12 protein-coding genes are annotated in these 13674 nt (G+C 37.9%); 4 read left to right on the top strand and 8 right to left on the bottom strand.

Going from position 1 to position 13674, the window contains the following annotated elements:
- Positions 1-70: 70 nt before the first annotated feature.
- Positions 71-2449 carry a PAS domain S-box protein gene (locus M0R21_06435; protein ID MCK9617459.1) on the top strand — a complete coding sequence of 793 codons (2379 nt, stop codon included), beginning with the start codon at positions 71-73 and terminating at the stop codon, positions 2447-2449.
- A 222-nt stretch (positions 2450-2671) separates the two neighbouring features.
- Here the strand turns inward: M0R21_06435 and M0R21_06430 are convergent, their stop codons facing one another.
- The 7 genes from M0R21_06430 to dnaE form a co-directional block, all read right to left on the bottom strand.
- On the bottom strand, positions 2672-3190 hold the full coding sequence (locus M0R21_06430) for an ABC transporter permease (GenBank protein MCK9617458.1): 519 nt from the start codon (positions 3188-3190) through the stop codon (positions 2672-2674).
- Entirely contained in the window at positions 3187-3471 is a 285-nt protein-coding gene (locus tag M0R21_06425) for a hypothetical protein (protein MCK9617457.1), read from the bottom strand. Before M0R21_06425 ends, M0R21_06430 begins: the two co-directional genes overlap by 4 nt.
- A 265-nt stretch (positions 3472-3736) precedes the next feature.
- Positions 3737-4834, bottom strand: coding sequence for a redox-regulated ATPase YchF (gene ychF, locus M0R21_06420; protein ID MCK9617456.1), 1098 nt, complete (start codon positions 4832-4834; stop codon positions 3737-3739).
- 92 nt (positions 4835-4926) lie between these two features.
- Entirely contained in the window at positions 4927-5916 is a 990-nt protein-coding gene (locus tag M0R21_06415) for a hypothetical protein (GenBank protein MCK9617455.1), read from the bottom strand.
- Between the two features lie 3 nt (positions 5917-5919).
- Positions 5920-6855 (bottom strand): DUF58 domain-containing protein, encoded by a 936-nt coding sequence (locus M0R21_06410; protein MCK9617454.1) that lies wholly within the window; start codon positions 6853-6855, stop codon positions 5920-5922.
- A gap of 97 nt (positions 6856-6952) precedes the next feature.
- Complete coding sequence (gene trxA / locus M0R21_06405; protein ID MCK9617453.1) at positions 6953-7270, bottom strand: thioredoxin; 318 nt, start codon at positions 7268-7270, stop codon at positions 6953-6955.
- A 176-nt stretch (positions 7271-7446) separates the two neighbouring features.
- Entirely contained in the window at positions 7447-10911 is a 3465-nt protein-coding gene (gene dnaE, locus M0R21_06400; protein ID MCK9617452.1) for a DNA polymerase III subunit alpha, read from the bottom strand.
- A gap of 188 nt (positions 10912-11099) precedes the next feature.
- Between dnaE and M0R21_06395 the strand changes: the two genes are divergently transcribed.
- From M0R21_06395 to M0R21_06385, 3 genes are all read left to right on the top strand, one after another.
- Positions 11100-11666: a 30S ribosomal protein S16 gene (locus M0R21_06395; GenBank protein ID MCK9617451.1), complete on the top strand. Its 567-nt coding sequence runs from the start codon at positions 11100-11102 to the stop codon at positions 11664-11666.
- A gap of 77 nt (positions 11667-11743) precedes the next feature.
- Positions 11744-12268 carry a ribosome maturation factor RimM gene (rimM, locus tag M0R21_06390; GenBank protein ID MCK9617450.1) on the top strand — a complete coding sequence of 175 codons (525 nt, stop codon included), beginning with the start codon at positions 11744-11746 and terminating at the stop codon, positions 12266-12268.
- Positions 12269-12276: 8 nt separating this feature from the next.
- Positions 12277-12990, top strand: a complete 714-nt coding sequence (locus M0R21_06385; GenBank protein MCK9617449.1) for a methyltransferase — start codon at positions 12277-12279, stop codon at positions 12988-12990.
- A gap of 70 nt (positions 12991-13060) precedes the next feature.
- Here M0R21_06385 and M0R21_06380 read toward each other — a convergent pair whose 3' ends face one another.
- Complete coding sequence (locus M0R21_06380; GenBank protein MCK9617448.1) at positions 13061-13573, bottom strand: cupin domain-containing protein; 513 nt, start codon at positions 13571-13573, stop codon at positions 13061-13063.
- Between the last annotated feature and the right edge of the window lie 101 nt (positions 13574-13674).

Genomic DNA, 13674 nt, shown 5'->3' with positions numbered 1-13674 from the left:
CTGCCTAAAAAGGCAAAGTATCCTCTTCTTTCCCGGGTATCTGGCCATTAGTAAATAAAATTATATGCTGATGAATTACGAAGAAATTTTTCATATTTCGCCCGAAGCCATGCTTATTATAAATGCTGAAGGCAAAATAACCGAATGTAACTCAAAAACCGTTCAGTTATTTGATTATACCAATAAAGAAGAAATAGTTGGTAAATACCTGCTCAGCTTCGTTGTAGATTCGCATAAAAACTATTTTGCCGAGAAATTTAATATTGCCAACACAGAAACATGCTCTACAACAATTGAGTTTTTTCTGATAAAAAAGGATGGTAGCGAGTTCATCTCTGAAATAAGTTGCCATCCTATTTTTAATGACTCCGCGCAATTTACAGGGCATATTATTATTATTCGTGAGATTACGCTCCGTAAGAAAATGGAGGAAGAGATAATGCAGAGCCAGGAAAAGTTTGAAAAAATATTTAATAATCTGCTAATCGTCTTTTTCCAGGTTGATATGGAAAATATCATAACCGAAATCAGCCCGTCTGTTACCCTTTTTGCAGGTTACTCACGGGAAGAACTCATAGGAACACCGGTTTCGCAGTTTTATTACAACCCTGAAGACAGAGACATATATATTAACCTTCTTCAAAAAAAAGAAATGTTGATAGAATATGAAATACAGTTTAAGCGCAAAGATAATTCCGTAATTTGGGTATCCTTAAACTCGCATTGGATCAAAGACAGCGAGAATAATATCATAGGTACCGAAGGAACCATGCACGATATAAGCCGACGAAAAGCCATCGAAGAAAAAGTAAAACAACAATACCGAAACATTGAATTTCTCTCCGAATCAGCTACAGGTTTTGTTGCCATGAGCAGTACCGATAATATCTATTCCTACATTTGTAACCGGATAAGCCTTTTATTTCCCAATTATTTTATTGCAGCCAACTCATTCGATGCAAAAACCGGTATATTAACTAATGAAGTGTACACTACAGGTACTCCCAAAGTACAGGAATATTTTGATCTTATAAAAAATTACCTTCCGGATTTTACCGTTGACCTTAATGCTCACCCCAAAGCGTATGCCCATTTATTAACCGCAAAGGTTTTTAAGTTGGAAAGTAACATCCAAAATACTACATTCTTTCATTTACCCGACAAAGTAATAAGGATTTTGAACAGAGTCGTCGAGGTAACCGATGTATATCGTGTTGGAATTGCATGGCATAACGAATTGTACGGCAATTTAACACTTGTTGTAAAAAAAGATGAAATTCTTCCAGTTAAAACAATAGAAGCCTTTACAAACCAATGTGCAATAGCCTTCCAGCGCAGGTTTTCCGAAATTGCCCTCAAAAAAAGCGAAGAACAGTATAAAACCCTGATTGTATCAATGGGTGAAGGAGTAGGAATAGTAAACACAAACGAAATATTTGTTTTTACTAATCCCATGGCTGAAGCAATTTTTGACGTAGAAAAGGGGAAGTTAATCGGCAGAAGCATTTTAGACTTTATTGATAAAGAACAAATATCATTTGTTAAATCGCAAACCAACCACAGATCTGTCGGCGGAAAAGACAGCTACGAATTAAAAATTAAAAGCGAGCTTGGCGAAGAAAAAGTCATTTTGGTAACAGCCACTCCGCAATACGACAACAACAAACAATTTATCGGGACATTCGGTATTTTCAGGGATATTACCATCCGTAAAAAGCAGGAAGAACAAATTAAAAAATATTCCAAAGAATTACAGGAAGCCAACGCCACCAAGGATAAATTCTTTTCAATAATTGCCCACGACCTGCGAAGCCCATTCCAATCCATTAAAGGACTGGCTGATTTGCTATATGAAGATTTCGAAGAAACCGATCCGGATGAAATGAAAACTTTCCTGAAAAGCATCAGGGATACGGCTGACAACACGTATAAATTACTGCTAAATTTACTCGAATGGGCAAATATACAACGCGGAAATATTGTGTATAATCCCGTCAGCTTAGATATTGCTATCTTAGTAAGAGAAGCCTTTGTTTTGCTGGATGTACAGACTACCCCAAAAAATATCAAATTAGTTTCTCTTATTCAGTCTGGAACAATTGTTCTTGCCGACGAACGTATGCTGCAAACCATAATTCGCAATCTGGTATCGAATGCCATCAAGTTTTCGTACCCCAAATCGGAAATAATTCTTGAATGTCAAAATACCGGAAACAATAAAGTAGAAATTCGTGTGAAAGATAATGGAATTGGGATGGATGAAGAAACTGTAAACGACCTGTTCAATATTGCCCGTAAGGCACGTACCGAAGGTACTGCCAACGAAAAAGGAAGCGGACTGGGGCTTATCCTGTGCAAAGAATTTATCGAAAAACACAACAACACCCTTTGGGTAAGCAGTCGGCAGGGTGCAGGAACAACCTTCCATTTTTCTCTCGACACGCCATAAACCCGGCTATATCCATATTGCCGGATATTTAACCAATTATGATTAATCTCGAGTCGGAAGTAAAACATTTACTCATACTTAAGCGCTTCAGCCGGATTGGTATTTGCCACTTTCAGGGCATGGTAGCTCACCGTGAAAAGAGCAATAAACCATGCAATCAAAAAAGCGGCGATGAAAGCCCACATGGATATTTGTATGCGGAAAGCAAAACCCTGCAACCATTTATCCATGGAAAACCACGCCACAGGCCAGGCAATAACTGTAGCAATCAATACTAACTTGGTGAAATTGAGGCTCATCGTTTTTCCAATCATCCTGGGTTTTATAATACGAATTGATTTTACGATCAAATGCTTTGATATCAAACTTGCCGGGAATAAGAAAATATGTCGGATAGTTCCAATTGCCACGGACTTTTAAAAAATCTTTGTTATTATATACGATCGGCAAACTGGTAAAAGATGCCAACGCATTGACCGAAAGGTGAAAATGATTAACATCTTTTATCACGCCGGTTACCCGGAAATTATACTGATCGTTGTAACGCAACATTTTACCTATAGGATTTTCGTTTCCGAAAAACAACTGCGCGGTACTTTCGGTGATGACGATGGTAAAAGAGTCGGTTAGCGCTGTTTTAGGATTACCAAGGATAAACGAAAAAGAAAAAATGTCGAAAACAGACGAATCAGCAAAAAGGAAATCATTCACCCGTATGCGTTTATCGTTGTATTTAATCACAGGATTATTGAAAGCAGTCCGTGCTCCTTTTGCACTTGCGGAAAATCCCGGAGAATATCATCCACGTAAGCCGTACCCAAAAGGCTCCAATCCGAATAATCGAGACGGTAAATCTGATTGTAATTTTTATTGAACTTATCGTATTGCCGCTGGTCGTTTATAAACAGCATGATCAGGATAAAAATAGGCAATCCGGTAGCTAATCCAATCACATTTATGATAGAATAAATTCTTTGCCTAAGAATGTTGCGCAGGGCTATTTTAAAATAATTTCTGAACATAATCTTACCATTTCAATCCAGAAAAGTATTAATCGTACCAAAAATACAAATTACTGTATTAATGAATTTTATAAACAGTTCATTAATTAGCTGATAAAATAATGTTCGAAGAGAATAAAAACTACGTACGAAAACGAACATGTCTTTGCACAAACGCTAATTGCTTAAAGCGATAATAATAGGCAATACTTTAGCTGAGACTGAATTGGGATGTGTTTTCCCGGTTAAGCCGGGCGACCGCTACAAGGGATAGCATTTGTCCACATCAGACATTAAACCGTATATGGAGAATGTCACCATCCTCCACTACATAGTTTTTCCCTTCCACGTATAGCTTGCCGGCTTCCCTGCAGGCATGTTCCGATTTCAGGGTAATAAAATCGTTGTATTTCATCACTTCCGCCCTGATAAAACCCCTTTCAAGGTCGCTGTGTATAACCCCCGACGCCTGCGGAGCCGTCATCCCTTTTTTTATTGTCCATGCACGCACCTCTTTGGGTCCGGCAGTAAAAAAGGTTTGCAGGTTCAGCAAATGATAAGCCGAACGTACCAGTTTATTCACCCCGGGCTCGGTTAATCCCACTTCGTGCAGAAAATCAAGCCTGTCGTTTTCGTCGTCCAGTTCGGCAATTTCCGCTTCCATTCCGGCAGCAATTATGAGGATGTCGGCATTTTCTTCATCAAACACAGCAATAACATTTTCAGTAAAACGATTTCCCGAAACTGCAGATGCTTCATCCACATTACAAACATACAAAACGGGTTTGTCGGTAAGTAAAAACAGGTCGGCAACATGTTTACGGTCTTCGGCAGATACTGGTGCTGTCCGGGCTGGTTGCATATTCTCGAAGTGGTTTTTATAAATAGTTAAAACTTCGAGAACATGCTTTGCCTCTTTATCGCCTGCTTTTACAAGCTTTTCGTAACGTGCTATCTTTTTCTCAACCGATTCGAGGTCTTTCACCTGCAATTCAAAATCGAGCAGTTCCTTATCACGGACAGGATCAACGGAGCCTTCGATATGCGGCAGGTTAGGGTCTTCAAAACACCGCAGTACATGGATGATGGCATCTACATTCCGTATGTCGCCCAGGAATTTGTTCCCTACGCCTTCTCCCCTGCTCGACCCCTTTGCCAAACCAGGAATGTCAACAATTTCAACGGTTGTAGGAACAATTTTTGCTGAATGAATCAATGCATCAATAGCAAACAATCGGCTGTCGGGCACGTTTACGATTCCGATATTAGATTTTGACGAACTAAATGCAAAAGCCGAAGTTTGTGCTTTTGTATTTGAAATGCAATTAAATAAAGTTGTTTTGCCGGTATTTGCCAAGCCCACAATTCCACACGAAAGACTCATGAATATATTTTTTACCTGGCAAAATTACAAAATTGGAAGTTGCTGTTCAAACGATAATAGCAATACCTTCTTTTTTTATAAATAAAATGGTTTTAGTACAAACCGTCATGATGTGGTTCAAAAAACAGTTCATCTTCCTTGATGTCGGGCGTCCTTACCAGCGAAACATCATTCCATACAGCCGGATGCATCAGAAATTGGTATCTGCCTGGTAAAATTTGCTGGGGATATTCAATCCATCCTGGTCCTGAATTATCACTAAGATAATTTAAATATTTACTTATCTGTGAGTTATAAGTATCAAATTTATAGATTCCCTTTTTAAGCAAATCACGTTGGTCGAGCAAATGCTGATTGTTGATAAGGGTAAGGTTAATGGGTATTTTACTTCCGTGGGCGGCATAGTATTCTGCTTTCAGCCCGGTTTTTCTGAACCATTCATCGTTGTAAGCCGTTAAAAGTGCAGACATCCGGCGGTTAATGAAAGAGAGATTAAAAACATCTTTCTTTTTTACAATTATTTTGATATTGTTGCCTCTGTAATCAATCATATAATTGTTAATTGCTTCATTCTGCAAATCGCCCGTGTATTGCTCAGCCCATTTGGGAGAATATGCATGCACATACAGATCGAGGGGGGAAATATGCGGTTGCACATCTTCTTTTTTTTCTTTCAAAAAATGGATTAGTTGCAGATATCTGTGCTGAATAGAGCTGTCACTTTTTTCATCGGGTGCATCGAGCATAACAAAATAAGTTGCCGTATTTTTTCCTATAAGGTTTTCTTCAATAAAATAACTGTAATAAGCATATTTTACATCACGTTCATGCACATCGTGCCTTATAACTATAAGCTTCAGAGGTAGTTTTGTTTTGTCTGCCGCCCAATAGGTTTTAAAGTCCCAAAATACATAACCATTTTCCTTCATGGTTTTAATAAAATGATAGTAATGTGGCAATTCCTTAATTGCTTCCTGTAAACTAGCTTCTTCCGTTTTATTTTTTCCGGGATGCTGTGTATAAGAAGTTTTTATGATTGAAGCCAAAAAAACAATAAGAACTAAATAAATTATCCTCTTCATACATTAATGCATTTTTTCTCTTTTTACTAGATATGGCAACAAAATTTGTTTATATCCGAGATTTATGTTCGCTTCGACGTAGTCAATTCCATACGCACCACATTTATAGGAAAGTTCACGCGAAAAATTTTGCATTGTCTGCACATACTGTTTTTTTATTTCGGCAGGATTGAGTTTCAATTCTTCACCGGTTTCCAAATCAATAAACCGCAGGGGACGATTCTCAAATACCAAATTTTGTTCTTTTTGCTTTTCCATCACATGGAACAATATTACCTCATGCTTATTATGTCTTAAATGCTGTAAAGCCGAAAATAATTCCGATTGATTCTCTCCGCTGTCCATCATATCACTAAAAATAACAACCAACGAGCGTTTATGAATCATTTCGGCTATATAATGCAATGCTTCAACAGCAAAGGTTTGCTTTTTGTTTTCCGGTGGTAAGGGTGGCAACAGTTTTTCCAGTTCCGAAAACAGATGTTTATGATGAACAGAGCTTGAACGGGCATGGATATGTTTTTCAATTGTGCCTGAAAAAATGCTCAGACCCACAGCATCACGTTGTTTTTGCAAAAGATACATCAGGGAAGCCGCAGCATAAACGGAAAAAGTAATTTTATCGGGAAGTTCGGATGTATGTGTTTCCCGTACCGGAAAATACATTGAAGATGAATTATCAATGATAATCTGACAACGCAGGTTCGTTTCTTCTTCAAACCGTTTGACAAATAATTTTTCGGTACGCCCGTAAAGTTTCCAGTCAATATTACGGGTAGATTCGCCAGTATTGTACAGTCTATGTTCGGCAAATTCAACAGAAAAACCATGAAACGGACTTTTATGCAGTCCGGTAATAAAACCCTCCACTACCTGACGTGCTAAAAATTCGAGTGAACCAAACTGCTGAATTTGATTTCTATCAAGAGTATATTCCACTAAAAAATAATTTTAGAAGTGCATATATAACAATTTTTTGGACTTTTTATTGTAAAAATCCTTTCAGCAATTTATCAGAAAACAGTAACTAAAGCTATCAGAAAAGTTTTTCCAATTTACCAACCAATACGGCTTTTGGGACTGCCCCTACCTGTTTATCAACTATTTCGCCATTCTTAAAAAATAATATTGTGGGTATATTCCTTACGCCAAAGCGTGCTGTGATTCCGGGATTGCTGTCAACATCCAGTTTCCCTATTACTGCTTTTCCATCGTATTCTACTGCCAATTCTTCTATTATGGGTTTTACCATGCGGCAGGGACCGCACCATTCTGCCCACAAATCAACAATAACGGGTTTATCAGTCTTGAGTACAATTTCTTCAAAATTGCTGTCGGTTAGTTCTATTGCCATTTTTTATATATTAAGAAGTTACTTTTTGTGTTTTCCAAAATTACATTATTATTTATTTTCGACAAATATTTTAGCATCTCAAAAAAAAATTCAGTACAGGATGGATGCATCCTCTCTATCATAAAAATCAGTTTTTTGATAATCAACTTTTTATTTCTGCTATTTACATTACAATATTAATTTACTTTTAGTTTTAGTAAATTTTCGTGATACAATGCGGAAATAACCTCAGCAGCATCCGTTTTTAATTTAGAGGGGTTCATCGAAACGCTGAGCTTGCTTTCATCATCGTTAAAAATAAATTTAACTTTGCTATTACCTTTTTTATTGGATTTCAAAATTCCAGAAAGTATGTCGTATAATTTATCAGTAAACAGGCTTACCGGAATACTAACAGTAATTGTATGGGTAAGTTTTTCCATCACATCCTGCAATAGCATTATATTTTGCACTTTCATTTCCAACAAATCAGGATTACTAAATCTGGGCTGAACGATAGCTGTAATGTACAATAAGTGTCCGACCTCAAGAAAGTGTTTCAACCTTAAATACTCTTCCGAAAAAAGGGAAATAGAATAGGATTCTTCAAAATCCTCAATGGTAAAATTGCCAAAAGGCTTCCCTGTTTTCGTGGTTTTGCTTGCTGAGGCAGTAACAATTCCCGCAAAGTATAATGTTCGTCCGGCGAGGGGTTTCAAGTCGTTTTTCAGGCTTGCAAGTTTCACATTACAATAATTTTCAATTTCAAATTTATAATCATCAAGGGGATGACCCGAAAAATAAAAGCCAGTAACTTCCTTTTCCATTTTAAGCTGTTCCAGCATTGGCCATGGCTCACACACCGGCATGGGAATTTCAGTAAAATCTTCCGAAACGACATCTCCAAAAAGGGAATGTTGTGAACTGTCCTGCCGGTTTTGAAAATTGGTAGCCGATTTGATGAGTTTTTCAATAAATGTGGTGTCGTTATCAGCAGGTTTATAAAAAAATTGCGCCCTGTGGGTAGCATTAAATCCGTCGAACGCACCCGCATAAGCTAACGCTTCGAGGCAACGTTTATTTACAGCCCTTAGACTGATTCTTTTTACGAAGTCAAAAATATTTCTAAAAACACCATTTTTTTTTCGTTCCATTATTATTGCTTCGGCAGCCGAAGCTCCCACCCCTTTTATTGCAGCCAGTCCAAAACGTACATGTCCTTTTACATTTACGTTAAAGTTAAGATAGCTTTCATTCACATCTGGACCTAATATCTTAATTCCTATGCGGTTACATTCTTCAATATAAAATGTTATTTTACTGATGTTATTGAGGTTATGGGTAAGTACCGAAGCCATGTATTCGGCAGGATAATGGGCTTTTAGGTACCCTGTTTGGTAAGCCACAATGGAGTAAGCTGCTGCATGCGAACGATTAAATCCGTATTTGGCAAATTCACCCATCAGTTCATAAATTTCGATTGCCAGTTTTTCTTCAATACTTTTTTGCCCGCAGCCTTCGATAAATTCTTTTTTGAGTTTTTCTATCGTGCTCATGTTCTTTTTGCCCATCGCTTTTCTCAATTCATCGGCTTTGCCCCCAGAAAAGTCTGCAAGTGCCTGTGAAATTTGCATAATCTGTTCCTGATACACCATGATGCCGTAGGTATCTTTCAGGATACCCTCGAGGAGAGGATGCGCGTACACAATTTTTTCTCTACCTTGTTTACGATTGATAAAATTGGGGATATTTTCCATAGGTCCCGGTCTGTACAAAGCATTCATGGCAATGAGGTCTTCAATACAGTTAGGTTTCAGCTCCCTCAATCGCAAACGCATACCTTCCGATTCGAACTGGAAAGTTGCAACGGTATCTCCTTGTTGAAAAAGCTGGTAGGTAAGCTCGTCGTCCATAGGCAACGTATTCATATCAATCTTTACGTTGTGTCGTTCGTAAATGCTTTGTACTGTATCCTTGATGATGGATAAGTTGGCAAGGCCCAGAAAATCCATTTTAAGCATTCCCACTTTTTCGACTAATTTGCCTTCGTATTGGGTAACCATTAGTTCTGAATCCTTTGCGGTAGCCATAGGAAGGTGGTTTATCAAATCCTGTGGTCCAATGATTACCCCGCAGGCATGTGTACCGGTATGGCGTGCGGAACCTTCGAGTTTTTGTGCAAAATTGAGAGTCTTACGTATTAATTCACTCCCTTTTTCTTTTTCCTGTGCCAGTTCCGGAACTTCTTTAAAGGCATCTTCGAGTGAAACATTTGGCCTTTCTGGCACTAATTTAGCCAATCTATCAGCTTCCGGCAAAGGAAGTTTCAGTACTCTTGCCACATCGCGTATGGCTGATTTTGCAGCCATTGTACCAAAGGTTACTATTTGAGCAACCTTTGACTCTCCATACTTTTCCACAACATATTTTAGTACCTTATCTCTTCCCTCGTCATCAAAATCCACATCAATATCGGGCATGCTTATGCGGTCGGGGTTCAAAAAACGTTCGAAGAGTAATTTATATCTTATGGGATCAACATTGGTTATACCGATACAATAAGCTACTACCGAGCCGGCTGCCGACCCTCTTCCAGGACCTACCAAAACGTCCATTTTTCTTGCAGCATTAATAAAATCCTGTACAATAAGAAAATAGCCCGGATACCCCATTTTTTTAATTACCGATAATTCATATTCAATTCTTTCTGTCAGTGTTTCTGTAATTTCGGGATACAATCGTTTTGCACCTTCATAGGTAAGATATTTCAGGTATTCATTTTCGTCAGTAAAATTATCGGGAAGCGGAAATACCGGAAGTACAACGTCTTCTGCAAAAATGGAAAAGTTTTCAATTTTTTCAACGATTTTTTGGGTATTTTCTATGGCTTCGGGAACATCCGAAAAAAGCGCTTTCATTTCTTCCTGCGTTTTCAGATATTCCTGCCCCGTATAGTGCATATCGTTTTCTTCATCAAGTTCTCTGTTTGTATTCAGGCATATAAGTATTGTATGGGCATCATAATCATCAGCGTCAACATAATGCACATCGTTGGTTGCAATGACTTTTACGCCTAATTTTTTTGACAATGCAATAAGTTCCCGGTTTACATCCGTTTGCTCGGGAATACCATGCCGCATTAGTTCAAGATAAAAATCATCTTTAAATATTTCAATATATTCTTTAAGTATTTCTTCGGCTTTTTCTACACCTTGTGTGCGAATTATTTCCGGAATTTCGCCTCCTAAACAAGCAGAAGAAGCGATTAGTCCCTCGCTATATTTACTAAGTAATTCCTTGTCAATACGAGGTGTATAATAAAACCCCTCAAGAAAACCCAGCGAGCACAAAATAGAAAGATTACGATAACCTGTGAGGTTCTTTGCCAATAAAATCAAGTGAAATCCGCTTCTGAATTGCCGCCCCTGTTTATTAAATCTGCCATGAGGTGCAACATACATTTCGCAACCAATGATGGGTTTAATTCCATTTGCTTTAGCCTTTTCACAAAATTCGAGAACACCATACATATTTCCATGGTCGGTAATGGCAAGTGCTTCCATACCGTCGTTTTTTGCTTTGCTGAAAAGTTTTTCAATTTTGGCAGCACCGTCAAGAATTGAATACTGCGTATGTACATGCAAATGGGTAAAAGTGCTCATAAGTAAACTATGTATGAAGTAGTTGTATCTATTATTCCGTAAAGGTAAAAATAGGTAAAATAGAACAGGCACGTCATTTTGTTGATAAATAATTAAAAAAAGTGGGTTGCATTGTTATTCAGGATTTTTTTACGAAATTTGCAGCCGTTTTAATTAAACTTAGTTATTCATATTATAATTTTTAAAAAATGCCCACAAAAATCAGGTTACAACGTTTTGGTAAAAAAGGCATGCCTTTTTTTCATATTGTAATTGCAGATGGTCGCGCACCTCGGGATGGTAAATTTATTGAAAAAATTGGTTCCTATAATCCGATAGCAAAACCCGCTGAAGTACAAATTGATTTTGAAAAAGCCATACAATGGATTCGTACTGGAGCTCAGCCCACGGAGACCGTGCGAACAATTCTCAGTCAAAAAGGTGTCTTATTGAAAGTACATTTACAAAAAGGTGTTGAAAAAGGCGCTATGACGCAGGAACAAGCCGATGTACGTTTCAAAGAATGGGTTGCTGATAAAGAATCTAAATTAATTAGCAAAGCAAAAGAAAACGAACTCAAAACAAAAGAAGAGAAGAAAAAACGTTTTGAAGCAGAAGCAAAAATAAACGAAGCCAAGGCTCAGGCTATTGCAAAGAAATATGCCGCCAAAGCTGCTGCAGAAAAAGCAGAAAAAGAAGAAGCTTCTGCAACTGAAGAAGTGGCTCCGGCTGCGAATGAAGAACCCGCTGCTGAAGAACCCGCACAAACAGAATAATCTTTCTCTAAAAAAAAATTCTGGGCTGAGGCAATACCTCAGCCTTTTTTATATCTTCGCTTCCGAATTCACTTTTTATGAACATTCAGGATTGTTTTTACTTGGGTAAAATAACCAAAACTTCCGGCACAAAAGGCGAAGTAGTTTTTTTTCTGGATGTTGACGATATCAACTCCTACAGAAATCTTTCCTCCGTTTTTATTGACCTTAACGGCGATCTTGTACCTTTTTTTATCGAAAAAATCAGCTTCCAACACACTAACAACGCCACTGTTTCACTTACCGACATTAATACCACAGATCAAGCAGGAATACTGGTCAACATGAATTTATACCTCCCATTGCATATGCTTCCCCCATTGCAAGCCCATCAGTTTTATTATCATGAAGTTATTGGCTATAAAGTAATTGATTACAAAAATGGAGAAACCGGTATTGTACAGAAAGTGCTTGAATATCCCCACCAGGCTATTTTAAGCATTTCTTTTCTGAACAAAGAAATTCTGATACCTGTTGCCGACGAAATTATCACACGCATAGATAAAGAAAACAAAACTTTATACATCAAATCACCTGAAGGACTTATAGATATTTATCTTTAATTTACCCATTGGCAACAACCTTTCATTTCAAACAATTCGCCGTAGAGCACGACAAAAGTACCATGAAAGTGGGAACTGATGCCGTTTTGTTAGGTGCATGGGCAAATGTTTCCCATGCCGGACCTATTCTTGAAATAGGAACTGGCTGCGGTATTATCTCCCTGATGCTCGCACAAAGGTTTAACGCCTTGGTTACAGCTATTGATATTGATTTTCTTTCTGTACAACAAGCCATTGCTAACGTTGTATCGAGTAAATGGCACCAAAAAATCACCGTAATTCACACTTCGTTACAAGAATTTACAAACAGCCAACCTGGTCTTTTTGACGCAGTTGTATGCAATCCTCCTTTTTTTAATCAATCTCTGAAAGCTTCCACTTACCGGAAAAATCTTGCCCGCCACAACGACAATTTGCCTCCGGAAGAGTTGTTCAATGCCGTAAATCAACTATTATCACCAGAGGGTCTGTTTTCGGTGATAGCCCCCATAGAAATTTTTTCATTATTCGAACAAAAAGCATTGTTGAATAATTTTGTAACGACAAGAAAAACGGAAATTATTCCAAAAGAAGGGAAAAGGACTAGCCGGGTTTTGCTGGAATTTTCGAAGAAGAAAAGGGTCTCCACGGAAAATCACCTGACTATCCTCACTATTGATGACAAATATACTAATGAATATATTTCACTGACAAAAGATTTTTATTTATTTCTGCACTCGTAGCTTCGCCAGATAATTCCTATTATTTTTTACATAGACATATAGCTATCCAGCAATCAAGCATATAATTCATTTACTTTTCCCGGGTAAACTCAGTAATAATTTTTTGGTGTAGAGGAAACAACTTCAGAATTTCACTTCTGTTTGCCAATTCAAAATCGCTGAAGTCAAAACCGGGAGATACTGTACAGCCCACAAGTGCATAGGCACCTGCATACTTAGGTGAGGCGGCAAACCAGCAACCCTGTGAAACCACACCCGTTAATTGTTCCCCTTTCTCTGGATGGGATCCCAAGGACAATTCATGATAGTCCCCTTCGGGTGTAATAATATGGATTACAAGGGAATCGCCAGCATAAAAATGCCAGATTTCATCGCTTTTTATTTTGTGAAAAGCCGAAAAATCAGGATACTGAAGTAAATAATAAATCGCTGTTGAAAAATTGCGGTTCCCCGAAAATCTTTCGGGAAGATGCTGTCGGGTTAGTATTTCCTGCGAACGGTAAAATTCGCGAAACCAACCTCCTTCAGGATGGGGCTGTAATTTAAGATGTTCAATCCAGAAGTCCGTAGTAGGGTTTGTCATTAGTTATGTTCCTATTTTTTTACTTTGTCGAAGTTTTCAAGGTTTTCGTTGAAAATATATATTAATTTAAAGGATACCACATTGTTATACTGATCTCTTTT

The sequence above is a fragment of the Lentimicrobiaceae bacterium genome, assembly GCA_023227965.1.
Taxonomy (GTDB): Bacteria; Bacteroidota; Bacteroidia; order Bacteroidales; family JALOCA01; genus JALOCA01.
The sequence above is the reverse complement of the archived record's forward strand: the minus strand, read 5'-3'. Positions and strand labels throughout refer to the sequence as shown.

Coding starts and splice junctions, on each gene's coding strand:
- trxA (MCK9617453.1), bottom strand. CDS start 7,270: ATGGCAATAGAACTAACCGACAGCAATTTTGAAGAAATTGTACTCAAG.
- M0R21_06380 (MCK9617448.1), bottom strand. CDS start 13,573: ATGACAAACCCTACTACGGACTTCTGGATTGAACATCTTAAATTACAG.
- dnaE (MCK9617452.1), bottom strand. CDS start 10,911: ATGAGCACTTTTACCCATTTGCATGTACATACGCAGTATTCAATTCTT.
- M0R21_06395 (MCK9617451.1), top strand. CDS start 11,100: ATGCCCACAAAAATCAGGTTACAACGTTTTGGTAAAAAAGGCATGCCT.
- rimM (MCK9617450.1), top strand. CDS start 11,744: ATGAACATTCAGGATTGTTTTTACTTGGGTAAAATAACCAAAACTTCC.
- ychF (MCK9617456.1), bottom strand. CDS start 4,834: ATGAGTCTTTCGTGTGGAATTGTGGGCTTGGCAAATACCGGCAAAACA.
- M0R21_06435 (MCK9617459.1), top strand. CDS start 71: ATGAATTACGAAGAAATTTTTCATATTTCGCCCGAAGCCATGCTTATT.
- M0R21_06415 (MCK9617455.1), bottom strand. CDS start 5,916: ATGAAGAGGATAATTTATTTAGTTCTTATTGTTTTTTTGGCTTCAATC.
- M0R21_06425 (MCK9617457.1), bottom strand. CDS start 3,471: ATGTTCAGAAATTATTTTAAAATAGCCCTGCGCAACATTCTTAGGCAA.